The sequence below is a fragment of the Christiangramia gaetbulicola genome (assembly GCF_003054225.1).
Taxonomy (GTDB): Bacteria; Bacteroidota; Bacteroidia; order Flavobacteriales; family Flavobacteriaceae; genus Christiangramia; species Christiangramia gaetbulicola.
On sequence record NZ_QBKQ01000002.1, the window covers coordinates 637,660 to 664,184 of the forward strand.

Below are 26,525 nucleotides of genomic sequence, written 5' to 3' on the forward strand. Positions count from 1 at the left end.
CTGTTTTTTCAAATTTAGACAATGGAGAATTAAATCCTCTCAAATTTCAGAGCTTAGATCAAACTTTCGTGATGCTGCCCATGAACTTTATAAGCTTCTTTTTAGCATCTGTAAATGGCGGATGCAGAAAATCTGAAGCTGCAAAACTTCTCTGATGCATTACGGGTCGTTTTTTAGAGAAGGTCTTAAAACCATCATACCCATGATAATGTCCCATTCCGCTGGCTCCTACTCCACCAAAAGGCAGGTTATGTTGCGCCAGGTGATATACGGTATCATTAATAAGCACACCTCCAGACATCGTATGCCTTAGCAGCCATTTGATCCTTTTCTTTTTATCATCGAAATAATAAAGCGCCAGAGGCTTAGGATTTTCGTTAACATAGGAAACCGCTTCTTCCATGCTATCTAAATTCAATACAGGCAGTATAGGCCCGAAGATCTCTTCCTGCATGATCTGCATTTTTTCGGTAACATTAAAAACAAGCTTTGGCGTCATAAGCTTTGTTTCTTTTGACGATTTTTGTGAAGATAACTCCACGATCTTAGCGCCCTGTTCCTGGGCATCCTTCAGAAGATCTTCAAGACGATCAAAATGATCTTCGTTAATGATCTGGCTATATTGCTCGTTATTCGAGATATCTGGGTAAAATTTCTCAACCACCGCTTTTGCCTGGGTCTCAAATTCTGCATTCAAAGCTGCCGGCATGATGATATAATCTGGTGCCACACAGGTTTGCCCACAATTGAAAAGTTTACCGGCCATGATACGTTTGGCAGCTAATTTCACTGAATACGAACTATGTATGATCGCAGGCGATTTACCTCCTAGCTCGAGAGTTACCGGTGTTAGATTAGGTGCTGCGGCAGCCATGATCAATTTTCCAACCCGGGTAGAACCCGTAAAGAAAAGATGATCGAATGGCAGGGAAGAAAAATCCTTCGCCAGTTCGGCATCCCCGGTAACACAATGAATATATTCTTTGGGGAAATTTGAATTTATGATCTCTTTGATCACCTCTGCCGAGGCCGGGGCGATCTCTGAAGGTTTCAAAATAGCGTGATTGCCCGCTGCAATAGCATCAACCAAAGGGCTTAAGGTTAAGAGTACCTGGTAATTCCAGGCGCCCATAATCCCTACGGAACCGAGTGGCTGATATTGAAAATAAGCAGAACTGGGTAAAAGAAACCACGAACCTGGCACCGATCTTTTTTTGGTCCAGTTCCTAAAGTTTTTCATGGCATGGCGTATCTCGTCCTGCAGGGGAAATATCTCAAGGAAAAGGGTTTCTTCCCTGGCCCGCAACCCAAAATCTTTATACACCGCCTCAATAAGCCTGTCCTTATTTTCTTCCACGATATCTGATAGCCTCTTGAGACTTTCCATCCTGTTTTCAAAGGAAGGAGGAGCATTTCTAAAAGCGCTCTTCTGCTTTCTAAGTAATTGCGATAGTTCAGGTTTTGTCATTGTTTCCTTCCTTTAAATTCATCCATAGTACTATATATCCCGAACAACTTACCTATCACCACGTCTAGCATGCGTATAGGAAGCAATCCTTTTACCAACGGTAAGGTGTATATAATCCAGGGCGTTCTTAGAATTATTTTATTTTTCTCGATGGCTTTAATGATCTTTTCTGCAACGGTTTTAGGTTTGAGAATAGGAACCACGGGGGATTTCACTCCTGCGAACATTCCTGTATCTATATAATAAGGGGTTACGGTTAGCACATGTATGCCGGTATTGTTTTTTTCCATTTCGATACGCAGGGAATCTGACCATCCTGTCATGGCCCATTTACTAGCGCAATAGACAGACATTTTCGGGTTAGATAACATACTGGCCGCAGAGGAAATATTGATGATATGTCCGCTTTTTCTTTTGATCATACCAGGAAGTAATGCTGAAGTGAGCTTCATGGGTGCGATAGCGTTCACGGTCATATTCCTGTCTATATCCTCAAAGCTATGATCTGCAAAATTCTTTCCGGTGACCACTCCGGCATTATTTATAAGAATATCCACTTCTAATCCCGCTGAATCTATTGCTGAAACAGCAGATCTTATATCCGCTTCGTTAGTAATGTCTGTTCTTAAAGCAAGAATGTTACAGGTGGGCGATGCAAGATCTTCTTCGGTTTTACGAAGCGCTTCTTTATCGATATCTAAAATGATAACATTTGAAGCACCTTTTACAATTGAGAGCTGTGCCATGAGGTAACCAATACCGGAGGCACCACCGGTAACGAGCAGCGTTTTATCCTTAAATTTTGTCAAAATCCTATTTAGTTATGATCCTAAAAATAGAATTTTTCAGCATTAATAGCCTTATTTAAGGGTTTAACTTACGCTGATAATTCATTTAAGAATAATTCTGAAGGCCATTCTTATTTAATATGCCACTCATATTTGAATAATTGGAAATGGGTTAATTGAATTCTGAACAGTCTTCTGAAGGAATATTAACTCCGGCTGCCTGTTGATAGACAAGTTCTGCTCCCAGATGCCCAACATAGGCCAGGCTGCCTGAACCAGCTATCATTAAGATTACCAGGACAATAGAGACTATTTTTGTTTTAATAAGATCTATGAACCTCATCAAGATATCTATAGCCAGGGCCGCAGTAAATATCCAGGCCGTGGTATAGGCAAAGTTCTCATGTTCTTTTAAAACGGTTGGATCACACAATTGCCTGGAAACAATCCCATCGGCTAGATTCCCGGTATAAATGGAGACCCACACACCTAATACTCCCAGGATCAATAGAAACCTGCCTCCATGGTCCCAGGTGATCTTGGAAGACCAAAGGCCGATCAATTTAAAAAGGGTGGCCATTAATAATAAAACGATCGGAAAATGAACGGACAGAGGATGAAACACCTCTGTCCGCCAAAAATCTGGTAATTGATCCATTATTATTCCATTATTTTAACTGAAATTGGATCTAATCTTTTTCCATTTTTCTCTACTTCCACTTCTACTTTCTGGCCTTCTTCAAGCTCAGAAAATTCAACTTCGCTACCATTCCTGGTAAGGCTTGTAGTTTCTGTGAAATAAAGCTCAAGGGTTTTGTTATCGTCTGTAGTGACATAGATCTCGGTCTTATCTGCCTCTACTTCTTTAACGGTTCCCTGGTATGTTCCAGATTCCACAACATCTGTACTTTCACCACAGGCGATAAAAAGCAGAATAGTACTGAAAAATAGTCCTTTTAGAATTGAAGATTTCATATGCATTGATTTAATTAGATTTCAAGGTTGAAATTAGCCAAAAAAGCTACCATGGCAAAGCATAAGGCTAGTTTTTAGGTTTTTTTAGCAATCATTCCTGCTCTTCTTTAGAAATCTGGGAAGGCAGCCTGATCATATTGAATGATTTCATAAGGTGAAATAAGCCCGGTAAAATTATCGCCCCTCCAATGATTAGTGAATAACCAAGAACCCTGATCACAGAATCTGGCGCTGTCTCATCCATCATGTTCACCTCTCCGGTAGTAGTGATGATCAAATTAGGGAAATGAGTATGCACCGCGGCGAATAAAACCAGTAATATCTGCAGCCCGGCATAAAACCTGGTAAGCAAACTATGCTGTTCCTTGATTGCTTTCCAAAGCGGGATCAACAATAAAGCTGAAAGACTTATGGCACTAAGGGAATAGGCATTTGCCAGGAAATCCTGCACAAAGACCATTTTATTCAAAAAACCGTAGAAAAGTAGTAAACCGCCTGTAATTACTACGGCTACCGTATAGAAGGCAGATTTCTTACTGTAGATCTTCCTTACCTCTCCAGAGGTTTCCCCGATCAATAAGGTTGAAGCCAGGAAAGCGCATAAGGCGGCATAGAATAGACCGGTAAGGAAAGTGAATAAATTCAGCCATGGACGCATAAAGATATCCACGAAGCTAACTTCAGAATAATCATCGGTGATCACGATCTCGCCGCTGATAAGTGTTCCGAAGCACATTCCCAGGAAAATAGGAGTGATCAAACTCGAGATCCTGAAAATACGATTATACCACACCTGCGATTCACCAACCACGGCATCATAATGCCTGAAGATAAAAGCGACTCCGCGCATGGTGATCCCCAATAGAACAAGGGTAAGCGGAATATGCAGGTAAATAATGATAATGTTGAAATAAACCGGGAAAGCGATCCAGAGGATCACTATAAGAATGATAAGCCAGATATGATTTGCTTCCCAAACCGGCCCCATCACTTTATAGATTGTATCTCTATTGAGCTTGCGATCCTTTTTGGGTGAGAACAGCTCCACTATTCCAGCTCCAAAATCGGCACCTCCAAGTAGCACGTATAAAAAGAGGGAAAAGAAAGTAAAGAATAAAACTACGTACAGCATGATCAATCTATTGAATTATTAAGAACTCTGATCTGTCTTTTCATTAGCCAGGTTACTGTGATCGCGAGGATAATATAGACGGCGACATACAGAAAAAAGCTATATTTCATCCCAGGCATGGGCGTTACTGCTTCTGAGGTTCTCATGATATTATAAACTATCCAGGGTTGCCGGCCAACCTCTGTCACCACCCATCCTGCTTCTACCGCAACAAAACCCAGCGGACTAAGCAAAGTAAAGAGCCACCAGTATTTGCGGTTCTCTAACCAGCTTTTTTTCCTCAGACTGATAAAGAATATAAGCCCTGCGATCATCATAAGAGTTCCTATTCCCACCATAGTTTGAAATGCGTAATGTACTATGGATACCGGTGGCAAAACATCTTCCGGAAAATCATTCAGTCCCTTCACCTCAGCGTCAAAATCTCCAAAAGCGAGAAAAGATAGAGCTCCGGGTATTTCGATCTTATGCTTTACCTCTTTTTTCTCTTCGTCTACGATTCCGCCTATATACAAAGGAGCAGATTTCTTAGTTTCATAATGCGCTTCCATCGCGGCAAGTTTTACCGGCTGTCTTTCGGCGACATCTTTTGCGGAAAGGTCACCACTGAGAGGTTGCAATAAAGCTGCTACTGCCCCAAAGAATATAGCGATCTTAAAAGCTTCCTTATGAAGTTCAGGTCTATTGTTCCTGAGGATCTGAAAAGCATGAATTCCCGCCACAGCAAAACCGGTAGCGGCAAAGGCCGCCAGGGTCATATGCAGGGCCTGGGTAAACCAGGCGTCATTAAGAAAGGCAGCTACCGGGTCTATATTCACGAATTCCCCATTCACCACATCAAAACCTGCCGGGGAATTCATCCAGGCATTGGCTGAAACCACTAATATCCCGGAAGCCACTCCAGATATACCCACGATGATCCCGGTGATCCAGTGAAAAGTTTCCGGTAGTTTGTTCCAGCCATAAAGGTAAAATCCGAGGGCGATAGCCTCTACAAAGAAGGCTGCACCTTCCAGTGAAAAGGGCATTCCGATAACCGGGCCGGCGTGTTTCATGAATTCTGGCCAGAGCATTCCAAGTTCAAAGGAAAGGGCGGTTCCAGATACAGCCCCGGTAACAAAAAAAATGGCCACACCTTTTTGCCAGGCTTTGGTAAGTTTAAGGTATACCGGCTTTTTCGTATTCAGCCATTTTCTATGAGCCACGACCATAAAAAAAGGCATTACCATACCAATACATGCAAAAATAATATGAAAGCCGAGGGTAAATGCCATTTGAAGCCTGGCGTAATCGAGATTTTCCATCAAGGGAAGTTTTTGAGAATTAGCCCAGGAAAAGCCCCGGGATCCTTCTGTTCTTTCGGCGAATAAATTTAAGCAAAATTAGGGCTCTGGCCTTAGGGATGAACGGCAATATTTTAAATTTTAGCTTAGTATTAAGAAGTTGCCGGAAATAATGAACAAGGAGCATCTTTCCGGAAAAAATAATTCGAGAACGGTTAAAAAAAAGAATCCCCGATACCGGGGTATCGGGGATGATATATGTTTGAGAATAAATACCCGGATCCTGAACAGAATAACCATTCTAATAGAAATCCAATAGTCTGGACTTCTGTCAGGGAGAAGGTTTTGTATCGGTTGCAACGCGGAGTACACGTGCACTTGTTTCCCCCCAAACCATAACTCCTGAAAAACATTGTTCAGGCATCCGGATAAATCTCATTATAAGTTTATCTCATTTCAATTTTTCTGAAAAACCATAAAACAGGTTTCAGATAAATTGTGGTAAATAAAAGTGGGGGGATTATTGGGAGTATTTCAATTTTCGGAAAGGTAAAAATACATCAAATCAATGAATTAGCCTCTAACAATTGTTATAATCTTTAACTAAAACAGTGTGTTTTAACATATTATTAATATAATTCACTCCAGATTATATAGATACCCATAAGTAAAACGAACCAGCCAAAACCTTTCTTCAGCTTTTTTCCGTCGAAAAATTTATTCAGGTAAACCCCGAGAAAGATGCCCGATATTGCAATAGCTGTGAAAATAAGAAGGAAGGGCCAGTCTATTTCCTGATGTCCCAGGTCTCCCAGGAACCCAAGGAGGGAATTTATGGCGATTATTAAAAGTGAAGTCCCTACCGCTTTTTTCATAGGCAGGCCTGCCAGTAGTACCAGGATAGGTATGATAATAAATCCGCCACCTGCTCCAACTATACCGGTAATTAGACCCGTAAGAATTCCTAACGCACCCAGTAAAAAGAAATTGACAGGTTTCTTTTCCTGCTTCTTTTCCAGTAATTCTTTTTTATCATAGATCATAGAGATAGACGCGAAAAGCATAAGTATGGCAAAGAACAGCATGATCCCGATATCTCTGGTGACCATAAAACCTCCTACCTCAAATAACTCTTCGGGCAAGGCCGGCACAAGGAATTTTCTTGTACTAAAAACGGTGATCACAGCTGGAATGGCAAAGATCAACGCGGTTTTAAATCCCACCAGGCCTTTTTGCAGGTTGCGACCGGCACCCATTAAAGATGAAGATCCCACGATAAAAAGGGAATAAGCAGTTGCGGTGACCGGATTTATGGCCATCATATAGACCAGTACAGGAACGGTTAAAATGGAACCTCCTCCACCTATTAATCCTAATACCACCCCTATTAAAAGCGCTCCAAAGTATCCCAGTATTTCTAGTATATCCATTTCTCTTATTTAATTCGGGGCAAAAGTACCGTCAAAGAACAGCCTATGCAGTAACATGAGTTACAGAGTGAATTATAGATCTATTACTTTTATCTGGTTTCGTTGCAGGGAAATCTTTTTATCCAACTCCAGTTTTTTCAGTAATCTGGAGATAACCACCCTCGAAGTATGCATATCGTAAGCAATTTGTTGGTGGGTACTGTGAATGGTCTCATCGCGATTTATCTTGGCCTTATCCCGCAGGTAACGCATCAATCGTTCATCCATATTTAAAAAGGCAATCGCGTCTATGGCATCCAGCATTTCAGAAAGACGGGAATGATAAGATTCAAAAACGAAATTACGCCAGGACTTGTACTTCGCCGTCCACTCCTCCATTTTTGAAATAGGGATCATAATAAAGGTAGTATCGGTTTCGGCAACGGCACGAATCTCGCTTTTTGTTTCACCAAGGCAACAACTCAGCGTCATGGCACAGGTATCGCCACGTTCCAGGAAATATAAGAGCAGTTCATCGCCATCATTATCTTCTCTCAGGATCTTTATGGCTCCTTTAATAAGCAGGGGCATGCCGGTGACGTATTCTCCTATTTCGATGATCTTATCACCTGCCGAAGCTGTTTTGATGGTTCCGTTTTCAACTATTTCGTCAAGAAGCTCTTTTTCAAATAGAAAACCATAAGCTTCTTCCAGTTCCTTGCGCATATTGATGAGGTTTGAGAGTAAAATTAGGAAGAATTATTAAGAATTATCCCTAGCGGACTGGTAGGACATTCAAGCTAATCTCTTTAGTGAATCATAGGAACTAAGCCTAATAATGGTTAAATTTAAGGTAGCTTAATGAGGAGATAAGATCTAGAAATCATGATCACTCAAAAATATATAAGGAAAAGTATACTGTGGATGGCCCGCATCTGGGGTAGTCTTATCCTTGGGTTTGTATTGTTCTTCCTCCTGGCTCACCTTATTGAACCGGAAAGACCTTTAGCCGAGGGCCTGCAAGACCCCAGGGATTTAATAACGTTCATACTATTTCCTGTTTTAAGCATGCTTGGTCTTATCATCGCATACAAATATGAAGGCATTGGTGGTTTGATCTCCTGTGTTGCCCTGCTTACGGCCATGTTGCTGAACCGGGTACTGGACCTGAAATTTTTACTTCTCATCTTTCCGCCAGGATTCCTCTACCTCATTTACTGGCAACTATCCCGAAAGGAAAAGCAGATAAAGAGAAGGATGAAGCTGCATTAATTATGAAGGCTTCAGATGATCATTATTTTCAGCATCTATGAATCTGAAAATTACCATGAAAAAATTGCCATAATGCTACCAGATCTTCAGTAATCTAAAAATCGGTCCAAAATTTATTAAAACTTTAGTGAAACCCGGCGTATTCTAGCGCTTTGTTAACAAGGCCTTATTACAAGAAAGCTTCTTTTCTAAGTAACTTTCATCTTCAAAATATTGCTAATTAAAAGAAGAATTATGTCTGACGAAAAAAATTTAAAAACCATTAATCCTGCAACCGGGAAAACGATCAAGACCTATGATCTAATGACCGATGAGGAAATGAACAAAGGCATCGAAGATTGCCATAAGGCCTTTTTAAAATGGAAGGCCAGACCTGCGGAAGAACGTGCAGAGATCATCAAGAAAATAGGTAAAAAGATCGATGAACATAAAGATGAACTTGCCCAGCTGATGACCCAGGAAATGGGGAAACTGCTTAGCCAGGGGAAACAGGAGCTTGAGCTCTGCAGTGGCATCTGTGATTATACCGCGGCAAACGGCCCGGATAGTTTGAAGGATGAAGAAAGAGAATTACCCGAAGGTGGAAAAGGCTTTATTACCTACTCTCCACTTGGTGTTATTTATGGGATACAGCCATGGAATTTCCCAAGCTATCAGGTCGTGCGCTACTCTATCGCCAACCTTATGGCCGGGAACGGAGTGTTGCTTAAGCATGCTGAAAATGTTACCGGAAGTGCACTTATGCTGGAAAAGATATATCGTGAAGCTGGCTTGCCAGAACACCTTTTCAAGGTGCTGCTAATTTCTCATGATCAAAGTGATGCCATTATTGAAAATGATCTTGTTCGCGGAGTGACCTTAACTGGTAGCCCAGGTGCCGGAAAGATCATTGGAAAAAAAGCCGGAGAGGCGCTTAAGAAAACCGTACTGGAATTAGGTAGTAATGATGCTTACCTGGTGCTGGAAGATGCAGACCTGGAGCTTGCGGTAGAAACCTGCGTAAAAGGAAGACTGTATAATAACGGGGAAACCTGTGTGGCAGCGAAGAGATTCGTGGTGGTAGAGAAAGTGTACGATAAATTCAAGGAGGCTTTTGTAAAGCAAATGTCGAATATCAAGGCTGGTGATCCTACCAAAGAAGACAGTGATATTGGACCAATGGCCCGAAAAGATCTGAGAGAAGAGCTGCATGAGCAGGTTGAGGAGAGCGTTAAAAAAGGAGCTAAGATCTTGTGTGGAGGAAAAATGCCTGAAGGTGACGGATACTATTATCCTGCCACCGTACTAGGCGATCTCAAACCGGGTATGCCGGCTTATGATGATGAACTTTTTGGACCTGTGGCCTCGCTTATCAAAGCTAAAGATGACGAGGATGCCATGCGCATCGCCAATGACAGCAGGTTTGGACTTGGCGGAGGTATCTTCTCTAAAGATGAAGAAAAAGCCAAGGAACTCGCTAAAAATCATTTTGACACGGGAATGGTATTCATTAATTCCTTTGGCCTGGCCAAACCTAATATGCCGTTTGGTGGCGTAAAAGATTCAGGTTATGGAAGAGAGCACGGAACTTTCGGTTTACATGAGTTTGTAAATGTAAAAGCGGTCATGCTCGCCTAGACTTCAATTGAAATAAATTAGTGGAGATCCGGATGGCTTAATTGCTTCCGGATCTTTTTTTTGCAGCAAACTCATTCGGTAATTACTGGTAATTTCAAAAAATTAAATTCAGAAGCGAACTTCGCAATGATCTGATTTTAAGTATATTTAAAATGAAATCAAAATCAATCTTTTCCGCGGACTGCTCCCGGAAAGTAAAAATGAAACTTTATGGAATTTAACCTGGCGGAAAAACTGGCGATTGTAAAGGCAATAGACAAGGTGATCCTGGCAGATCAAAAAGTCGCTAAGGGTGAAATGGAATACCTGGGACAGTTAATGAAAATACTGGATTTTGATTCTGAATTTGTGGAAGAAGCGCGCAAGTTCCATATGAAACAGGCTAATGCGATCCTTGAAGACCTTAGCGAACCTAAAAAGCATTCTCTGGGCATCATGCTACATGAAATGGCCTATGCAGACGGATACCTGGGCAAGGAAGAGGTGAAAGTCCTGTTCTCGATGTTTGAAACGGCAGGCATTAAAATTGAAGAACCGGGAAACCATTTATCTGTCTTCGATATTTCAGATGTATATTTTAAATCCTCGCGGCATATTCAGCATCATAAAGAAAAAAAGCTTTCCGAAGAGAATAAGGAGAAACGCGCGATCAAAATAGAACCGCATATTGAGGGAAAGAAAGGCTTTACCATAACGACTTTCAGGCTTGATGGATTTTTACCGTTCTGGGGAAACAAGGTGGAACTTACTCCAAAGCATATGGATATTATTGAATTGAATAACAGCAGAAGTATCCTCAAGGGATTTGCTGCCCCATCAGCCGATACTTCAGATCCCGCAGAGGTGCATTCAAATTACGGCCTGAGCATCTACCACCCTGATAATGAAATTGAAAAGATCGTTTTGCATAAACACCATGAGAATATAGATATCGAATATTTGAAATGATCGTTTAGAACCCGAGCTTTTTTCTTTCTGAAAAAATGTTATAACCTCCTTTTACTCAATAATTTATTCGATTTAGACCGCTTAAAATTTTCAACCACACAACACGTAACTATCTGTTTTTCAGTTATATTTAATCCTTATTTTAAATCGATGGATAAATTATCACTTAACGAGTTCGTGCTTCGCGAAAAAGCTCAAATTGGGATTGGTTTTAGTTACGACCGGGAGTTAATAGAACATTTAAAAAAGCTGGAAGGAATCTCGTGGAGCAATACTTTTGGAACGTTCTATTTACAGGCAAGCAGGCTAAACCTGGACCGACTTTTCAAGCATTTAAATGGCAAGGGCTTTTTTGTAGACTATTCTAATCTGAATATTTCCGGATTGCCAAAAGGAGAATCGGAACTTATTTCAGTCGAAACCGAGAGACCGGAAATCCTGGATTTTAGAAAATATCTTTACGGGCAACGCTACAGTGAAAGTACTGTTGAAACTTATACGCATTTCACTGAGAAATTCCTGAGATACCATGAATTCAAACAACATTACACCCTGACAGATGTTGACCGGTTCGTTGAGAATGAGATCGCATTGAAAAAGTATTCGATAAGCTCCCACCGGCAATGCATTAGTGCGCTGAAACATTATTTTGAACTTACCGAACAGGAAGACATCGACACGACAAAGCTCAAAAGGCCAGATAAAAGCAGGTATCTTCCCGGTGTTCTTAGTAAGGAGGAAGTGATAGACCTGTTACGTGCTACTCGAAATTTAAAGCATCGCTGTATCCTGGCTCTTATTTATGCTTCAGGACTCAGAATTGGAGAAATGCTAAGCTTAAAGCTAGAAGATATTGATGTGGATCGCCGGCAGATCCTGATAAGACAGGCGAAAGGCAGGAAAGACCGTTATGTGATGCTGGCAGAAAGTTTTCTACCCTTATTTTATAATTATTTGCAGACCTATACGCCGAAAAAATATTTTGCTGAAGGCCAGAACGAGCAGCCTTATTCATCGTCTGCGGTGCGAAGTTTTCTGAAAGATTCCTGCCGCCGGGCCAGGATAAAGAAAAGGGTTACGCCCCATACCTTGCGGCATAGCTATGCCACGCATATGCTGGAAAACGGGATCGATCTGAGGTATATTCAGGAATTGCTGGGACATTCCAGGCCAGAGACTACCATGATATATACACACGTTACCCAGAAGGATCTTTCGAGGATCAAGAGTCCGCTGGACGTAAGCATCAAGGAGATGATGGATCGTTCTAAAAGCGAACCAAACCCGCGCTTATCCCGGAACATACTCGAATAAAAATGTATATTGCCGTGGATATAACTAGTTGTCGTACAATTTTGTAGATTGTATATTGTAGTCATTATTCTGACTTTTATTCCACGTGTTAGCGTTTCTACAAAACTGCAAATTTGTTTTATTCTGCATCCCTATTACTACGATCGTAATTCAGCTTCATACTTATTTCTGCCACGAATGCACAAATTCGGGCTTCGCCTACACAACTAAGAATAAGGCAAATGCTAAGATTCGTTTTCAATAACGTGATCCGTTGCCGCTTATCCTTGAGTATAATTCAAGCTTAATAACATAAAGTCTTTATCAAAAACAAAAGAATAATCCCTACTCCACCCATGAGTGTCACTTTCATTTTCACCTCCCGTTTCTCCAAAAAATATATAAATTCTATCATCATCAATATGGCATTCATCAAAAATTAATTCTACTTCTTTATCGTTTTGGAAACGTTCGATTTTTTCTATTAAAGACGGGTTGTAATCTTTAGCAGTTTCTAGGCATATCTCTTCTTCCCAAAGTTCACCCCAGTTTATATATTTATTTATATTCATATTTCAGTTTTTAAGCGGTTAATGTTTATTTATTTCTAATTAGTTAGGTTATTAAAAGGCACTTGCCTTATTCATATACGTTATATGGCATTTTTTTAGATGATGATTCGATGAAAAAAGTAATTATAATTCTGACTTTAATATTTAATTTTTCTTCATTTGCACAAGAAAATGGACAAGAAGATATTGTTTTTTCAAGAATTGGAAATTTAACTGACGAACAAATTGATTCAAGTGGTCCAACAAAATTATTCTTTGCTAAAAAATCAGAAGTAAAAAAATTAGCGAAACAAGATATAGAAAATGGAATTCCATTTTTGCTTCTACAAGGAGGAGTTGCGCCAGTTATAATAGCTACTGACCCACAGTTTGAGGAGAAATATAAAATATATTTTTACGAATATGGCTGTACAGGTCCTGATCAAAATTTAATAGAAGAATACAACAAAATAATTTTCAATTATCTGTCAGATCAATATGGCAAAAAGTGGATTAAAGAAGTTAGAGATGATGTTGTGGGTTTGAAAGATTGGACAAAGTCAAAGAGATAAATTGTAATGAACAAACTTAAAATTATCGGATTATACTTATTAGGATTAATCTGTATTTACTCATTTTTCATTCTTCATAATTCTAAATATTTATCCTCTTTAATTGAAAAAGCTAAAGATTTTAGAACCAACGGATTTTTCATCTTTTTGGTTTCAGGATTAATAGAATATGGATTACTCCTAACAGGAATATTTATAATTATAGTTTTGACATATTTTATAGTTAAAAAAAACGCCACATAACAACGGTTCATCGCCAATTGACGGCAGCGTTAGTAAGAAAATAATTAACTTGACCAACAAATCAATACTAAGCCGACAAATCCGCATCCCTCACTCCGCCAACTGGCGATAACCGAGACCGTTGTAAACAATAGCCACAGTGATTTCGATAAGAAGAAGATCGATAAAACTTTTTAATAAATTAGAAATTCTGAAAGCTAAAATATGATAAGATCATTTGTAATCCTTTTGATAATAATTCTAAGCATAAAATCAAGTGAAAATAATCAGAAAGACTTGTGCAAGGAACTATCAGAAATGATTAAAAATGACCAGAAGCACAGAAAACAATTAGGATTACAAACAGCTACCTTTAAAAAAGTTTTTGATTCATTAAAAGAAGTAAATAATTTGTCTCAAGATGAGTTTTCAAAATTAAACTCAGAAGAACGAAATAGAATCTTGACGAAAGCAAGAGAATTAGCAAGTAAACCATCTAATTCCAGCAAAAAAGAAAGAGATTCAATATGGCAGTTACAAAGTGAAATTGACAATTATAACACCCAGCGATTGATTGAAATTGTCAAAAACAAAGGTTGGATAACAAAACAAAGTTTAGGTTGCCAGGAAGAAATAAAGACCTGGATTATTTTTAGACACGCACCAAAAACATATTTTGCTCAAATAAGAGAAATAATAGACAAAGAATACAAAGGAAATCGCATTAGTCAATATGAATATGAGGTAATCGATAATCATCTAAAAGGTAGACCTCCAATGCTTAATAAAAAAGAATAATTCGTAAAGGCTACAGTTTACAACAACGGTTCATCGCCAATAGACGGCAGCGTTAGAAAGAAAATAATTAACTTGACCAACAACAAACTACTAAGCCGACAACTCCACGTCCCTTACTCCGCCAACTGGCGATAACCGAGACCGTTGTGCATAATATTTTAAATGAAAATTTCTACTTCTATTGCTAGTGTCCTATTGATAATTTTCAAATACTGTAATAAAATAGACAATAAAAAATATAGCTTCAAAGTGAAATTTAAAAGTTGAAACTAAAGATGATTAAAAAGCTATTTTTATTAGGACTTCTATTTTTGAATTTGAACTCTTGTTCGAAATCAAAAAAAAGTCTCTCAGATTTTAAATTTGAAAAAGGAGAAAGTAGCTTAGAATTGAAAATTGTAAATGGAAATGATTATTTGACTTATAACAAGCCAATTAGAACAGATTTTAAATTAGAGAATATTGATCCAAATACTCTTTCAATTTTTGGAGCTGGAATAAAAATTCTAACAATAGAAAATGGAATAACGAAAACTGAGATAAATGTTCCAGATAATTATTTGGAATCTGACACTCTAAATATAAAATTGCGTTTTGAAATAAATGGAAAAGAAACAAAAACGGAATTCAATGTTCCAATCAAAAGAGAGCAATAAAATACAATGCACAACAACGGTTCATCGCCAATAAGCGGCACCGTTAGTAAGAAAATAATTAACTTGACCAACAAACCAATACTAAGCTGACAAATCCGCGTCCCCTACTCCGCCAACTGGCGATAACCGAGACCGTTGTGTGCAATACCTCCAAATGGATATTTCAATTTTGAAACTTGTTTTTCTCATAATCATATTTCAAGTAAGTTTACAGAAATTTTAAACTATTAATGGAGGAGTTTATTCCAACCTTTACAGATATAACTAAGTGGAACCAGAAAATTTATTCAGGTACTGGTGGAACAAGGGCTAAGAACATTTATGTTAATCCTCTGAATGAAAAGGAATATTTCTTTAAAGGATCCAAAGAATTAGATGATGGAACTTTTAAATATCCTTCAGAATTTTGGAGTGAAATTATCTCATCAAAAATAGGTAGTTGGCTAAAATTTGAGCTTTTAGACTACAACATTGCCTTTGATAAAAATGATGAGCAACAAATTGGATGCTTATCTAAATCTATGGTAGAACATACGGAAAATAAATTATCCGAAGGGGTTGAATTTTTAAGAGGGTTTGATCCAACCTATCTTCCAGAAAAAGACGAATATAGATATACATTTAACTTCATCAGAGAAACTTTAAATGATTTTGGGCTGAATGAATTTGAACCTAGAATCATTGAAATGCTAATGTTTGATGCTATTATTGGAAACTCAGATAGACATCAAGAAAATTGGGGTTTTATAACAAAATTCAAAGAAACTATTGAGGAATTTAATACGAATATAAAATCGAGCACAAACATTTTAAAAAAATGGGGGATAATGCTAAAAAGATATTTTGCAAAAGCTGCGAGAGATTTAGTCCATAAAGAAAACCCTAAACAAAAGATTAATAAAAGCTTACTCCGTACTCAAAGTACATTGATAAAAAATAGCTTTTCACCAATCTACGATAGTGGTTGTTGCTTGGGAAGGGAATTGGAAAAAGATAGAATTCTCAAAATGCTTAAAGATCCAAAGATGATGGAGAGTTATGTGTTACGTGGAAGAGCAGAGATTAGATGGCACGAGGGCAAAAAAAAGCCAAAACATTTCCATCTTATGATGGAATTGAAAAAAGAATTTCCAAGTTTATTTGAAGAAATTTTGAAAAGGATTGAAGAGAACTTTTCAGAAGAAAAATTAGAATACCTAATTGAAAATATAGATTCCAATATTCCAGAGGGTTTAGAACATTTTAAATTATCAGATTATAGAAAAAATTTGATATCAAAATTGATACCTTTGCGACTTGATAAACTGAGAGCATTGTAATGAAAAGAGTTGGGAACATTTTTTTAATTTGGCGTAAAGGACCTGGATCTAGGAGAATTCCTGTAGCTATAATTAAAAGAAATTCCTCAGAAGGCACAAAATTTAAATATATTCAAGAAAACCTTAAAGAAGCTGAAAATAAAGGTTTCATACCATATACTGGCTTTCCAGATACTGAGAAGGTTTATAAAGAAAATGTTCTTGAAATTCTATCCCAACGACTAGTAAAATCTGAAAGAAACGATCTATCATCGTTTTATAAGTTCTGGCGAATAGATCCAGAAAAGAAAACTGATAAGTATTACATGCTTGCAATGACTCAAGGTCTACTTCCCATAGATAACTTTGAATTTTTAGCAGATTTCAACCCCAAAAAAGGTTTGAACTTCATTTCAGAAATTGCTGGGTTAACCCGAACAAAAATTGAATCCGACTTTTTGGAAAAAGGCGATATACTTAAATATGTATTGGATCCGAAAAATGAACAAGATAAGAATGCCGTCAAATTATTTAAAGACGAAAAATTTTTAGGTTACGTCAAAAAGATTCATTCTAGAGTATTTCATAAAGCGAAAGGCCCTATTAAAGTTAAGGTTCACCACCTAGAAAGAAATGGTGTTATTACAAGAGCTTTCATAGAAATATTGCTTTAGTCGGTAAAGCACACAACAACGGTTCATCGCCAATAAGCGGCACCGTTAGTAAGAAAATAATTAACTTAACCAACGAACCAATATTAAGCCGACAACTCCGCGTCCCTTACTCCGCCAACTGGCGATAACCGAGACCGTTGTAGTGCATTATTCACAAAATATGAAAATCAAACAAACATTTAAAACATTAACCAAAAGCACGGAGAAACTTTTGGAATTTGGAGAAAATGAAACAGTTGATTACAAAAGAGACCTAAAAGGTTTGAAATCTGAAGATTTAGTCGCTTTTGCAAATTCGGAAAATGGTGGAATAATCCTAATTGGTGTTGAGGAAAAATCTAATGGTAAAACTCAAATTGGAGAAATCTACGGTTGCGATACTTCAGACAAATCAAGACTTGTAATCATGTCAAAAGCCTTAGCATGTATACCTCCAATTTCACTATCCATTATCATTGAAAACACAAATAAAAAACCAATTTTTAGATTAGAAATTCCGAGTGGTATACAAAAACCTCATTGTACAAGCGGTGGAACTTATAAAATCAGAAAAGATGGTAGAAATTCAGTTCTAACTCCAAATGAAATATTGGAAATTTATTTAACCAAAGAAGCAAAAAAATTCAATAAACAATTTAAAAAAGCTACTAAACATCTTGTCGAAAATATTGACAATGTTTCTTCAACAATTGATTTTATGGAATCCACAATTAGTTCAAAAGTTGAAAATATTTCTAGTCTTTTAGAATGGACTGAAATGTCAGCTTCGGATACGAAAAGTACGGTGGAGACAATAGATACGTACGTTAAAACTATTCTAAAAGAACATCGAAATACTGAAATACGTGTAAAATCATTAATTGAGCATAACGAAATTAAAGATCCAGTTCGGTTACGTTACATGAGTCAAATGGCAGAAAGTCTTGTTGAAGAATATGAAAGAGACGAAAAGCTTTTCGAACAAGCATTAAAAGGTGAAATTTCATTTGAAGACGATTCCGTTTGGAAGTTGACAGATGAGGAAAAGAAATTAATTGTTATGAAATCTGCCGAATATCTGTATGAGAAAAGATATCCAGGTCAAAAATTCGATGAAGAAGAATAACGCACTACAACAACGGTTCATCGCCAATAAGCGGCACCGTTAGTAAGAAAATAATTAACTTGACCAACAAACCAATACTAAGTCGACAATTCCACGTCCCACACTCCGCCAACTGGCGATAACCGAGACCGTTGTAATGCATTTTATACAAGATTTGACTTTTAAATGGAGAAAATAAATTATTCAATTAAAGAAGCTAAAGAATTTTCCGAGGAAGAAAGAAATAGATTTAAAGAAATTGTTCTTTCAAAAGGAGAAGTTTCAGAAGAGAGTTTTGACGGTTTAATGAATAAAAATCCAATTCTTTTATTTTATCCAAATACTAAAGAAATTGAAGCTATTGGAGCTTTAAAAATTCCTCATGATAGTTATAAAAATAAAGTATTTAAAAAATCAGGAACTACACTAGATCCTGATGATTACAAATACGAATTAGGATGGATAGTTTCTTTAGTTGAGAAAAAAGGAAATGGTGCATTAATAACAAAAATTCTTCATGACCATACATCCAGAATCTATTCTACTGTTAGAAAGGAAAATATTGGAATGAATAAAATAATTAATAGAACTGGTTTTCAAAAAGTCGGAGAAGCATATAAGTCGACTAGAGGTAATTATTATAACTTCCTATACATAAAATAAATGGACAATTCACTTCGAAAGGAATCGATTGAAAAAATTAAAGAAGAATTAGCTAAAATCGATGAAAACGGCAAAAAAACCAGAACAGGTAGATTTGTAGTTTCAGCTTTGGGAAGTATCCCATGGGTTGGAGGTGTAATAGCGGCAAGTGCAGCACTACACGGAAATTTGAACAAGGAAAAATTAATGAATTACAAAAAATTTGGTTAGAAGAACATAAAAAGAAAATAGATGAATTGTATTACACTATTTATCAAATAGTTGATAAATTAAACTCAGCAGGCGAAGATATCCAGGAAAGAATTGAAAGTGAGGAATATTTAGCATTAGTAAGAAAAGGTTTCAAAGAATGGGATAATGCAGAAACGTTTGAAAAGAAAGAATATCTAAGAAAATTACTCACGAATGCAGGCGCAATTAATATGATAACTGATGATTTAGTTCAATTGTTTATTGATTGGATAAAAACATATCATGAAACTCATTTTCTAGTAATAAGAGAAATTTATAAAAATGAAGGAATAACTAGAGGTGAGATATGGAGTAATCTTAATGATTCTTATCCTAGGGAGGATTCAATGGAAGCGGATTTATATAAATTGTTAATAAGAGACCTAAGTACTGGTGGAATTATCAGACAATACCGTCCTACTAATTATGATGGATCTTTTAGAAAAATGTCTAGAAAAAGTCCAAAGTCTACTACGCTTACTTCTGCCTTTGATACTACAAAATCTTATGAACTTACTGAGTTAGGGAAAAGATTTGTCCACTACACAATGGAGGAAGTTGTCACTAAAGTGAGTGAGTAATAAAACGCATTACAACAACGGTTCATCGCCAATAAGCGGCACCGTTAGTAAGAAAATAATTAACTTGACCAACGAACCAATACTAAGCCGACAAATCCGCGTCCCGAACTCCGCCAACTGGCGATAACCGAGACCGTTGTGCACAATGCTAACAATGTCTTGAGTTAGATAAATTGATAAAACATAGTGATGAATTTTTTTTCAACTTTCTTATTACTTACAATTTTACTTTTCAATGGTAAAAATGATATTGATCCTAGTGGAATTTATAGATCAAAAAACAACCAATTTGAAAGATTCTCAGAAATGAGAATAAATAAAAACGGAACGTTTATATATAAGTATGGATTAAGTGCATGCCAAGATGAAATAACTGGGAAATATCAGGTGCAAGGCAAAAAAATTAAATTTGAGAAAGATGTTGAGTTCACCAAAAAATTCCTACAAAAGCAAAAAGATTCATTGGTAAAAATTGATTCAACATATAAAGAAATGGAGATTCTGGAATATCCAGAATTAGGTGTTTGGAAATTAAATTCAAAATATATCAAACCTGAAGTAAAAATAGATTTTGGATGTATTGTAATAAAAGAAAAACATATCAAAATTTATTAATAACGCAAAGTGCACAACAACGGTTCATCGCCAATAAGCGGCAGCCTTAGAAAGAATTAATTTAATTTGACCAACAAACCAGTACTAAGCCGACAAATCCGCGTCCCTTACTCCGCCAACTGGCGATAACCGAGACCGTTAGCCTCAAGCATTCAAATGAAAACCCTACTAAAAATTTTTTTAATCATTGGTCTAATTGGGTCTTGTTTCTCAATTAATGGGCAAACGAAAGATCATATTTCGAGTGATAGATTATCTATTGTTTATTCTGGTGAAGCTGATCTTGTCCAGTTTCGAATGTTTGAAGGACTTACACAAGATTTAAAACAAGATTCTATTTCTGGAGATTTTAAGGGAATTTTAAAAATTTCAAATCTTAGTGAAGCTATTTTTACTTACGATATTTTGGTTTATAAAAAAGACTCTTTGAATCAGATGATTGAATTAGTTCCAAATGGGAAATCAATTAAATTAAATCAAAATAATGCAATTGTAGAAGGAGATAAATTTCTATGGAAAGGAAAAGATCGAAATAAAAATTATTTAGAAAACAAAAATCTTAACGGCAAAATAAGTACTAAGAAAATAACAAGTAAATATTTATTAGAAGAAAGAGAAATAACTGTTTATAAACCAGAAAAAGTAAATTCAAAAATTCCACATATTTATTTTACGGACGGTTCAGTAGTTAAAAATTATGCTCCTTATATTGACTATTTGATTTCAAATAATAAAATAAAACCAATAAAGTTAATTGGTATACATTCTAGTTCATCAAATAGACACCAGGAGTATGTGGAAGGTTATGAGAATAATGAACTTTTTAAAAGACATCAAGATTTTTTCTACAAAGAAGTAATAGATTCAATAGAGAATAAAATAGAAAACTGGGAAGGTGAAAGGTATTTATTTGGACTTTCTAACGGAGCTGCTTTTTGCATTCATGCTGGACTTAATAATCCAACTATTTTTAAAGAAATTATAGCATTTTCAACATCAGATTATATTTCTCCATTTGCACAGTCGATAAATCCAATAAAATTCAAATTTGATAAGTATCCAATATTCTATATTGGAGCAGGAAAATACGAAACAAGTATATTAAAAGATAACATTGAATTTTTAGAGACCATGAAAAACAATGGAATTCAATTCAATTTTAAAGAATTTATTTCTGGACATGATTATAACGTATGGAGAATAGAATTTTTAAATTACATAGAAGAACATTTTAAAAAATGAATGCCAGAGGCTAACAACGGTTCATCGCCAATAAGCGGCAGCGTTAGAAAGAAAATAATTAACTTGACCAACAAACCAATACTAAGCCGACAAAGCCGCGTCCCTTACTCCGCCAACTGGCGATAACCGAGACCGTTGTAGCCAATTTTTAAAAAAAATTTTAGAACCAAATGGATTATTTTACACTGACTAAATTCTTATCAGAAAGATTAGGAACTAACCAAGAAATTTTTCAATTAGAATTTCCTTATCCTACTGATAAGGACTTCAAACAAATTCAAACAGAGAAAGTCAAAAATCATCATTATTTAAGTAAATACGAATATTGGGCAAATACTAAAGAAAATTGGAAGAGTATAAAATTATTCTTTCCTGATGGAATAAAGCTTGAAGTAATTCAAATCCTAAATGAGTATTTAAAAGAAAACGGTAAAGAATTAATTGACCTAGAAAGTATTCCAGAAGAATTTAGTCGTGATCAAGATGGTTTCAACCTAATTGTTGGGCAAAATCGAGATTATCTAATCATCGAAATTGCCCTTAAAGAAGATTAGTTTTGGCCAATAAAATCTCAGAAATAACAAGAAGAAATATTTTTGATTTCATTCAGGTAGAAAATTTCTGGTGGTCAGGAAGGCTGGAAGAAATTGATTTCTTGTCTAGAATTTACAATTTAGAAGAAATGGAATCTTACGATAGTAGATTCGAAAATGCTGCTGGAGATATTTGGCAACATCGTATAAATAACAATGATTGGAAAGATAATTGGATTTTCTACGATGACAGATTCAATCTAATGAAATGTGATGATTCAAGGTTCTTAAATTTCTTGTGTGAAATGATACATCCAATTGTGAGAGCTGATAAATCAGAGGTTAGCAAACTGTTACAAATATTTAATGATAATCTTCAGGATGATAATTTTGAATTAGTTGAAAAGACCAAAATTTCTGGTAGACCAATTTTTGTCGGTAGAATGAAAATCACAGGAAAAGAATCCTTGGCAAGGAAAACAGAAAATATTCGGAAAATTTTGAACGCTGAGTATGTAACCCAGCAAATCAATTTGATGGAAACATCGATTGAAAATTCTCCACATATAGCAATTGGCCTAGCCAAAGAATTAATCGAGACTTGTTGTAAATCTATTTTTGAAGAGAGAAAAATAGAATATGAGAAGAGTTGGGATCTTCCAAAATTAATGAAAGAGACAACTAAGCTTTTAAAATTAACCCCTGAAGATATTTCAGATGAAGTAAAAGCGGCAAAATCAATAAAACAAATATTAGGAAGTTTATCATCAGTTGTACAAGGAATAGGAGAAATAAGAAATGAATATGGCAGTGGTCACGGAAAGGATGGTAAATTTAAAGGTTTACAACCACGGCACGCTAAATTGGCTGTAGGTGCTGCTTCAACACTTGCCATTTATTTATTAGAAACCCACGAGCTAAGGAAATAAAAACTGGCTACAACAACGGTTCATCGCCAATAAGCGGCAGCGTTAGAAAGAAAATAATTAACTTGACCAACAAACTAATACTAAACCGACAAATCCGCGTCCCCTACTCCGCCAACTGGCGATAACTGAGACCGTTGTGCGCAAGCATCAAAAAAAGATTGCTAAAAAAGATGAATTATAAATTCTTAATACTGCTCACTCTATTTTTTGGGATTAACAGCTATGCTCAGAATAATAAATCTGACATTTACGATTCATTTATAGAAAATGAAAACTTTAAAGTCCAGATGAAATTATCTGACAATAAACACATAATAAAATATTCTCGTAAAATTGATTCTTTAAATTTCCACATAGAAGTAAATCCAAGTTTGAAGAAAATTTTTGATTCAGTATCTCATTTAAATAAAAATAAAAAAGTATTTATGAGAATAAGCCGAGTGCAAAATGCTTTATATCAAATAGAACAAATGAATTTCTTGAATGCGGATGGAAGGAATATTTCTCTTCACAAGAATTCAGACCAACAGTTTAATATAGATTTGTCGGATTATAAAATAAGAGTGATAAACTGCAAGAATTGTAAAAAAGATATTTCCTTTCAAATTTATGAGTCAGAAAATCTTAAAAAATAATAATCCAGGAAAATGCCAGCGCACAACAACGGTTCATCGCCAATAAGCGGCACCGTTAGAAAGAAAATAATTAACTTCACCAACAAACCAATACTAAGCCGACAAATCCGCGTCCCGCACTCCGCCAACTGGCGATAACCGAGACCGTTGGCAGCAACATTATAGAAATTTATAGAATGGAAGATATTTATGCCGAAGATTTAATGATACTATCAAGTATTCAAATTTTCGCTGCAAACCCCGATCATATTAAGCCAGAAGTGTTTGGAACAGGTTTTATTTTAAAACATAGAGATAATTTTTATCTAATAACTGTTTTTCATAACATTCAATACCGAGATCTTTCAATTTTCCTCGAAACAAATTTACCACCAGAGGACAATACTGTTCCGTTGGTACCTGTTGGGAATTTTCTTTTTTTCGATTTATTAAAAGTATCCAAAGACTCTAATTTTGAAGAGTTAAGTAATTTAATTGAGAATGGAGGACACAGACTCGATATCGCATTTAGCAAACTTGAAAAATTACCAAACCTTATACAACCAGGAATAGACTTCGGATTTACTAAAGTTGATAGAAGATCAAAACTTTATCTAACCTCTGACAGCATAACAGATCCTGATAAAAATGAAAGATACGGCTTCTATGGTAAAATAAATCATCGTTATGACAACTACTTTCTTAGAATGGAACCTACATTAAAGTTAAACTTAAAATATCACCACACAAGAAAGGAATTTCACAAATTTATAGCTCCAGAAGTTATAAGTTCTAAAAATGATTACGAAGGTTGTAGTGGTGCTCCCATTCTAGATTCACAGGGAAGATTGGTTGCTTTAGCCTGCCAGATTGCTTCTGGAACAAAATTAGTTTACGGGTTTTCTATTCAAGAATGTCTTAAACTTCTTGATATGTCAATAGATGCAAAACAAATTTAGAACACATAATGCAGCTGCCAACAACGGTTCATCGCCAATAAGCGGCAGCGTTAGAAAGAAAATAATTAACTTGACCAACGAACCAATACTAAGCCGACAAAGCCGCGTCCCCTACTCCGCCAACTGGCGATAACCGAGACCGTTGGCAGCAATTTCCAAATTAAGTAAGCACTATTTATGTTATACATACAAGAAGGAGCAGAATCAAAACTTCCAGAGAATTACCGTCGGATTAATAATATCTGTGCGATAATGTATGACCAAATAACAGAAGTTTTTGCTGACCAAAAATATGATGATTTAAAAAGTACCAAGTTTACTTATGATCGCGAAAACCATATCTTGGTAGATGAATTAGAAGACAAAAAAATTAATGTATTAGATTGGTTTAAAGAAAATAATCTTAATGAAGATATTTCAAACTTTCTAATAAAACATCTCACATTATCAATAAGCAGTGATATTGCAAATTTTATTTACGAATCACTAAGCTGCGCTCAAAGAGGTAAAATGACTGTAGCTTATGCTTTGCTTAGAAAGCCATTTACTGACGAGCTATTAATCTTAGAACAATTACTAATAGATTCAGATAATTTTATCAATAGATTCTTTCATTCAGGAGATCCGAGAAATTATGATCCAAGTTCAAGAAAAATTGAGAAAGAAAATATTATAGAGAATGCAGTTAGGAATCTTAATCCCAAATTACATTTTACAGCCGATTTCATATATAAATTAAGATATGATAAAAGTTCACCCAATGGACTTAATGGTATTACTAATCAAGCATTACATATAGTTACCAACGATAAAAATTATAAAACCCTAAATCAGAATTTAAATTTCGTTTTCAATAAAAAAGAAGATATAGAAAACTATTGGGACCACTATTACTATTTTGTACCATATTTATTAATGTATACAACTAGTATAATTGATAGCATAGTTTTCAAATTTGTAGATAACGAGAAAAGCGAGAACATAAAAAATATTAAAGCTTTAAAAAGATTTATAGGTATTCTTCAATGGATGGAAATTGTTAATGTAAGAACCAAAGAAGCTAATCAAAAAATTTATTCAGCTTTCCAAGAATCATTAAAAATTGAATGCCAGAACTGTAAAGAAATAGTAGAGTTGGACAAACCAGATTTTGATCTTTTTTTCGAAACAGAAATGTTTTTATGTCCTAAGTGTTTTACAAATATTTTAAATGGGGAAAATGCTGTGAAACCAATTAAAGAGTTTTTAAATGGCCTATAAAAATTCTGCTAGGGAAACGGCTGCCAACAACGGTTCATCGCCAATAGACGGCAGCGTTAGAAAGAAAATAATTAACTTGACCAACAAACCATTACTAAGCCGACAAATCCGAGTCCCCTTTTCCGCCAACTGGCGATAACCGAGACCGTTGTATGCTATTATTTCAGAGAAAATGCGTAAAATAAATTTCATATTCTTCACGGTAATATTCCTATTCATATTTAGTTGTAAAGAAAATCCAAAGAAAAAATTATTGTCTAAAAATGATAAATCAGAAATAAAAATTGAATTAGATAGTGTCTTTAAAACTGATCAAAAATATAGAAGAATGCTTCAAGATACTGTAGATAAGTATGGTTGGAATTCTCCTCAAATTGAAGATTTATGGAAAAGACAAAGCAAATTAGACTCTATTAACTTAATAAAGGTTTTAAAGATTATTAAAAAAATAAACACATATCCTGGGGATTCTATTGTTGGTTATCCAACTAGGAAAGCTGCATTTTTTGTATTACAACATGCACCAGATAGTATTCAAGATCAATATTTACCAATGATAATTAAGGCTTCTAAAAATGGCCAATTAGATGAAGATTTAGCAGCTATGTATCATGATCGCTATTTAATGCATCGAGGTTTACCACAAATCTATGGTAGCCAATTCTTGATTAAAACAAAAAAGGATTCAATTACAGGAAAGGAAGAAAAGGTCTTCGAATTATATAAAATTAAAGATACTTCAAAAGTTGATTCTTTAAGAAGAATGGTTGGATTGATTCCTTTGAAAGAATATAAACGTATCAATAATATACAGGAGAAGAAATAACAGCACACAACAACGGTTCATCGCCAATAAGC

The 26,525-nt window shown here is 35.8% G+C and carries 31 protein-coding genes; 21 read left to right on the plus strand and 10 right to left on the minus strand.

Translation table 11 applies throughout. The features are described from left to right. Positions 1-58: 58 nt before the first annotated feature. From C8P64_RS09550 to C8P64_RS09585, 8 genes are all read right to left on the minus strand, one after another. Positions 59-1,468 carry a coniferyl aldehyde dehydrogenase gene (locus C8P64_RS09550; RefSeq protein ID WP_108171841.1) on the minus strand — a complete coding sequence of 470 codons (1,410 nt, stop codon included), beginning with the start codon at positions 1,466-1,468 and terminating at the stop codon, positions 59-61. Beyond that, positions 1,465-2,277 carry an SDR family oxidoreductase gene (locus tag C8P64_RS09555; RefSeq protein ID WP_108171842.1) on the minus strand — a complete coding sequence of 271 codons (813 nt, stop codon included), beginning with the start codon at positions 2,275-2,277 and terminating at the stop codon, positions 1,465-1,467. Before C8P64_RS09555 ends, C8P64_RS09550 begins: the two co-directional genes overlap by 4 nt. Before the next feature lie 151 nt (positions 2,278-2,428). Beyond that, positions 2,429-2,914 carry a DUF2231 domain-containing protein gene (locus tag C8P64_RS09560; RefSeq protein ID WP_108171843.1) on the minus strand — a complete coding sequence of 162 codons (486 nt, stop codon included), beginning with the start codon at positions 2,912-2,914 and terminating at the stop codon, positions 2,429-2,431. 2 nt (positions 2,915-2,916) lie between these two features. After that, positions 2,917-3,231: a hypothetical protein gene (locus tag C8P64_RS09565; protein ID WP_108172225.1), complete on the minus strand. Its 315-nt coding sequence runs from the start codon at positions 3,229-3,231 to the stop codon at positions 2,917-2,919. Positions 3,232-3,322: 91 nt separating this feature from the next. Next, positions 3,323-4,363 (minus strand): cytochrome d ubiquinol oxidase subunit II, encoded by a 1,041-nt coding sequence (locus C8P64_RS09570; RefSeq protein ID WP_108171844.1) that lies wholly within the window; start codon positions 4,361-4,363, stop codon positions 3,323-3,325. 2 nt (positions 4,364-4,365) lie between these two features. Further along, complete coding sequence (locus C8P64_RS09575) at positions 4,366-5,667, minus strand: cytochrome ubiquinol oxidase subunit I (RefSeq protein WP_108171845.1); 1,302 nt, start codon at positions 5,665-5,667, stop codon at positions 4,366-4,368. A gap of 608 nt (positions 5,668-6,275) precedes the next feature. Beyond that, positions 6,276-7,076, minus strand: coding sequence for a sulfite exporter TauE/SafE family protein (locus C8P64_RS09580; RefSeq protein ID WP_108171846.1), 801 nt, complete (start codon positions 7,074-7,076; stop codon positions 6,276-6,278). A 72-nt stretch (positions 7,077-7,148) separates the two neighbouring features. Next, the gene (locus C8P64_RS09585; RefSeq protein WP_108171847.1) at positions 7,149-7,781 is read right to left on the minus strand and encodes a Crp/Fnr family transcriptional regulator; all 633 of its coding nucleotides are present in this window, start codon (positions 7,779-7,781) and stop codon (positions 7,149-7,151) included. Positions 7,782-7,940: 159 nt separating this feature from the next. On the opposite strand from C8P64_RS09585, the gene C8P64_RS09590 reads away from it, so the two are divergent. From C8P64_RS09590 to C8P64_RS09605, 4 genes are all read left to right on the plus strand, one after another. Further along, complete coding sequence (locus tag C8P64_RS09590) at positions 7,941-8,327, plus strand: DUF7670 domain-containing protein (protein ID WP_108171848.1); 387 nt, start codon at positions 7,941-7,943, stop codon at positions 8,325-8,327. 234 nt (positions 8,328-8,561) lie between these two features. Then, on the plus strand, positions 8,562-9,944 hold the full coding sequence (locus C8P64_RS09595; protein WP_108171849.1) for an NAD-dependent succinate-semialdehyde dehydrogenase: 1,383 nt from the start codon (positions 8,562-8,564) through the stop codon (positions 9,942-9,944). Between the two features lie 210 nt (positions 9,945-10,154). Further along, complete coding sequence (locus tag C8P64_RS16580; RefSeq protein WP_211307606.1) at positions 10,155-10,892, plus strand: tellurite resistance TerB family protein; 738 nt, start codon at positions 10,155-10,157, stop codon at positions 10,890-10,892. Positions 10,893-11,042: 150 nt separating this feature from the next. Next, on the plus strand, positions 11,043-12,206 hold the full coding sequence (locus C8P64_RS09605) for a tyrosine-type recombinase/integrase (protein ID WP_108171850.1): 1,164 nt from the start codon (positions 11,043-11,045) through the stop codon (positions 12,204-12,206). Positions 12,207-12,466: 260 nt separating this feature from the next. Here C8P64_RS09605 and C8P64_RS09610 read toward each other — a convergent pair whose 3' ends face one another. Beyond that, positions 12,467-12,757, minus strand: a complete 291-nt coding sequence (locus tag C8P64_RS09610; RefSeq protein ID WP_108171851.1) for a hypothetical protein — start codon at positions 12,755-12,757, stop codon at positions 12,467-12,469. A gap of 110 nt (positions 12,758-12,867) precedes the next feature. Between C8P64_RS09610 and C8P64_RS09615 the strand changes: the two genes are divergently transcribed. The 16 genes from C8P64_RS09615 to C8P64_RS09690 all read left to right on the plus strand — a co-directional run bounded on the left by C8P64_RS09615 (position 12,868) and on the right by C8P64_RS09690 (position 25,667). Next, positions 12,868-13,308: an FEKKY domain-containing protein gene (locus C8P64_RS09615; RefSeq protein WP_108171852.1), complete on the plus strand. Its 441-nt coding sequence runs from the start codon at positions 12,868-12,870 to the stop codon at positions 13,306-13,308. Between the two features lie 447 nt (positions 13,309-13,755). Continuing rightward, on the plus strand, positions 13,756-14,328 hold the full coding sequence (locus tag C8P64_RS09625) for a hypothetical protein (protein ID WP_108171854.1): 573 nt from the start codon (positions 13,756-13,758) through the stop codon (positions 14,326-14,328). 263 nt (positions 14,329-14,591) lie between these two features. Next, on the plus strand, positions 14,592-14,984 hold the full coding sequence (locus C8P64_RS09630) for a hypothetical protein (RefSeq protein WP_146167204.1): 393 nt from the start codon (positions 14,592-14,594) through the stop codon (positions 14,982-14,984). 230 nt (positions 14,985-15,214) lie between these two features. Next, positions 15,215-16,303, plus strand: a complete 1,089-nt coding sequence (locus tag C8P64_RS09635) for a HipA domain-containing protein (protein WP_108171856.1) — start codon at positions 15,215-15,217, stop codon at positions 16,301-16,303. Beyond that, on the plus strand, positions 16,303-16,956 hold the full coding sequence (locus C8P64_RS09640) for an HIRAN domain-containing protein (RefSeq protein WP_108171857.1): 654 nt from the start codon (positions 16,303-16,305) through the stop codon (positions 16,954-16,956). Before C8P64_RS09635 ends, C8P64_RS09640 begins: the two co-directional genes overlap by 1 nt. Positions 16,957-17,116: 160 nt before the next feature. After that, positions 17,117-18,061 carry an AlbA family DNA-binding domain-containing protein gene (locus tag C8P64_RS09645; protein WP_108171858.1) on the plus strand — a complete coding sequence of 315 codons (945 nt, stop codon included), beginning with the start codon at positions 17,117-17,119 and terminating at the stop codon, positions 18,059-18,061. 165 nt (positions 18,062-18,226) lie between these two features. Continuing rightward, positions 18,227-18,703, plus strand: a complete 477-nt coding sequence (locus tag C8P64_RS09650) for a hypothetical protein (RefSeq protein ID WP_108171859.1) — start codon at positions 18,227-18,229, stop codon at positions 18,701-18,703. Then, positions 18,704-18,913, plus strand: coding sequence for a hypothetical protein (locus C8P64_RS16585; RefSeq protein WP_211307607.1), 210 nt, complete (start codon positions 18,704-18,706; stop codon positions 18,911-18,913). It abuts the gene before it with no gap. 26 nt (positions 18,914-18,939) lie between these two features. Beyond that, positions 18,940-19,515: a hypothetical protein gene (locus tag C8P64_RS09655; protein WP_211307608.1), complete on the plus strand. Its 576-nt coding sequence runs from the start codon at positions 18,940-18,942 to the stop codon at positions 19,513-19,515. A gap of 189 nt (positions 19,516-19,704) precedes the next feature. Then, positions 19,705-20,130: a hypothetical protein gene (locus C8P64_RS09660; protein WP_108171860.1), complete on the plus strand. Its 426-nt coding sequence runs from the start codon at positions 19,705-19,707 to the stop codon at positions 20,128-20,130. A 156-nt stretch (positions 20,131-20,286) separates the two neighbouring features. Continuing rightward, complete coding sequence (locus C8P64_RS09665; protein WP_108171861.1) at positions 20,287-21,372, plus strand: alpha/beta hydrolase; 1,086 nt, start codon at positions 20,287-20,289, stop codon at positions 21,370-21,372. Between the two features lie 170 nt (positions 21,373-21,542). After that, on the plus strand, positions 21,543-21,926 hold the full coding sequence (locus C8P64_RS09670; RefSeq protein ID WP_108171862.1) for a hypothetical protein: 384 nt from the start codon (positions 21,543-21,545) through the stop codon (positions 21,924-21,926). 2 nt (positions 21,927-21,928) lie between these two features. After that, on the plus strand, positions 21,929-22,834 hold the full coding sequence (locus C8P64_RS09675) for an abortive infection family protein (protein ID WP_108171863.1): 906 nt from the start codon (positions 21,929-21,931) through the stop codon (positions 22,832-22,834). 287 nt (positions 22,835-23,121) lie between these two features. Continuing rightward, entirely contained in the window at positions 23,122-23,469 is a 348-nt protein-coding gene (locus C8P64_RS09680; RefSeq protein WP_146167205.1) for a hypothetical protein, read from the plus strand. Between the two features lie 176 nt (positions 23,470-23,645). Next, positions 23,646-24,407, plus strand: coding sequence for a hypothetical protein (locus tag C8P64_RS09685; protein ID WP_108171865.1), 762 nt, complete (start codon positions 23,646-23,648; stop codon positions 24,405-24,407). Between the two features lie 177 nt (positions 24,408-24,584). After that, positions 24,585-25,667 carry a hypothetical protein gene (locus tag C8P64_RS09690; protein WP_108171866.1) on the plus strand — a complete coding sequence of 361 codons (1,083 nt, stop codon included), beginning with the start codon at positions 24,585-24,587 and terminating at the stop codon, positions 25,665-25,667. Here C8P64_RS09690 and C8P64_RS09695 read toward each other — a convergent pair. After that, positions 25,662-25,886, minus strand: a complete 225-nt coding sequence (locus tag C8P64_RS09695; RefSeq protein WP_146167206.1) for a hypothetical protein — start codon at positions 25,884-25,886, stop codon at positions 25,662-25,664. The two genes, C8P64_RS09690 and C8P64_RS09695, sit on opposite strands and share 6 nt — an antisense overlap. A gap of 34 nt (positions 25,887-25,920) precedes the next feature. On the opposite strand from C8P64_RS09695, the gene C8P64_RS09700 reads away from it, so the two are divergent. After that, positions 25,921-26,493: a DUF6624 domain-containing protein gene (locus C8P64_RS09700; protein ID WP_146167207.1), complete on the plus strand. Its 573-nt coding sequence runs from the start codon at positions 25,921-25,923 to the stop codon at positions 26,491-26,493. Positions 26,494-26,525 lie beyond the last annotated feature (32 nt).

Bases quoted from the DNA above. Each gene is read 5' to 3' on its own strand.
- C8P64_RS09550 (WP_108171841.1), bottom strand. From the start codon at position 1,468: ATGACAAAACCTGAACTATCGCAATTACTTAGAAAGCAGAAGAGCGCT.
- C8P64_RS09560 (WP_108171843.1), bottom strand. From the start codon at position 2,914: ATGGATCAATTACCAGATTTTTGGCGGACAGAGGTGTTTCATCCTCTG.
- C8P64_RS09565 (WP_108172225.1), bottom strand. From the start codon at position 3,231: ATGAAATCTTCAATTCTAAAAGGACTATTTTTCAGTACTATTCTGCTT.
- C8P64_RS09570 (WP_108171844.1), bottom strand. From the start codon at position 4,363: ATGCTGTACGTAGTTTTATTCTTTACTTTCTTTTCCCTCTTTTTATAC.
- C8P64_RS09575 (WP_108171845.1), bottom strand. From the start codon at position 5,667: ATGGAAAATCTCGATTACGCCAGGCTTCAAATGGCATTTACCCTCGGC.
- C8P64_RS09580 (WP_108171846.1), bottom strand. From the start codon at position 7,076: ATGGATATACTAGAAATACTGGGATACTTTGGAGCGCTTTTAATAGGG.
- C8P64_RS09585 (WP_108171847.1), bottom strand. From the start codon at position 7,781: ATGCGCAAGGAACTGGAAGAAGCTTATGGTTTTCTATTTGAAAAAGAG.
- C8P64_RS09590 (WP_108171848.1), top strand. From the start codon at position 7,941: ATGATCACTCAAAAATATATAAGGAAAAGTATACTGTGGATGGCCCGC.
- C8P64_RS09595 (WP_108171849.1), top strand. From the start codon at position 8,562: ATGTCTGACGAAAAAAATTTAAAAACCATTAATCCTGCAACCGGGAAA.
- C8P64_RS16580 (WP_211307606.1), top strand. From the start codon at position 10,155: ATGGAATTTAACCTGGCGGAAAAACTGGCGATTGTAAAGGCAATAGAC.
- C8P64_RS09605 (WP_108171850.1), top strand. From the start codon at position 11,043: ATGGATAAATTATCACTTAACGAGTTCGTGCTTCGCGAAAAAGCTCAA.
- C8P64_RS09610 (WP_108171851.1), bottom strand. From the start codon at position 12,757: ATGAATATAAATAAATATATAAACTGGGGTGAACTTTGGGAAGAAGAG.
- C8P64_RS09615 (WP_108171852.1), top strand. From the start codon at position 12,868: ATGAAAAAAGTAATTATAATTCTGACTTTAATATTTAATTTTTCTTCA.
- C8P64_RS09625 (WP_108171854.1), top strand. From the start codon at position 13,756: ATGATAAGATCATTTGTAATCCTTTTGATAATAATTCTAAGCATAAAA.
- C8P64_RS09635 (WP_108171856.1), top strand. From the start codon at position 15,215: ATGGAGGAGTTTATTCCAACCTTTACAGATATAACTAAGTGGAACCAG.
- C8P64_RS09640 (WP_108171857.1), top strand. From the start codon at position 16,303: ATGAAAAGAGTTGGGAACATTTTTTTAATTTGGCGTAAAGGACCTGGA.
- C8P64_RS09645 (WP_108171858.1), top strand. From the start codon at position 17,117: ATGAAAATCAAACAAACATTTAAAACATTAACCAAAAGCACGGAGAAA.
- C8P64_RS09650 (WP_108171859.1), top strand. From the start codon at position 18,227: ATGGAGAAAATAAATTATTCAATTAAAGAAGCTAAAGAATTTTCCGAG.
- C8P64_RS16585 (WP_211307607.1), top strand. From the start codon at position 18,704: ATGGACAATTCACTTCGAAAGGAATCGATTGAAAAAATTAAAGAAGAA.
- C8P64_RS09660 (WP_108171860.1), top strand. From the start codon at position 19,705: ATGAATTTTTTTTCAACTTTCTTATTACTTACAATTTTACTTTTCAAT.
- C8P64_RS09665 (WP_108171861.1), top strand. From the start codon at position 20,287: ATGAAAACCCTACTAAAAATTTTTTTAATCATTGGTCTAATTGGGTCT.
- C8P64_RS09670 (WP_108171862.1), top strand. From the start codon at position 21,543: ATGGATTATTTTACACTGACTAAATTCTTATCAGAAAGATTAGGAACT.
- C8P64_RS09680 (WP_146167205.1), top strand. From the start codon at position 23,122: ATGAAATTATCTGACAATAAACACATAATAAAATATTCTCGTAAAATT.
- C8P64_RS09685 (WP_108171865.1), top strand. From the start codon at position 23,646: ATGGAAGATATTTATGCCGAAGATTTAATGATACTATCAAGTATTCAA.
- C8P64_RS09690 (WP_108171866.1), top strand. From the start codon at position 24,585: ATGTTATACATACAAGAAGGAGCAGAATCAAAACTTCCAGAGAATTAC.
- C8P64_RS09695 (WP_146167206.1), bottom strand. From the start codon at position 25,886: ATGAATAGGAATATTACCGTGAAGAATATGAAATTTATTTTACGCATT.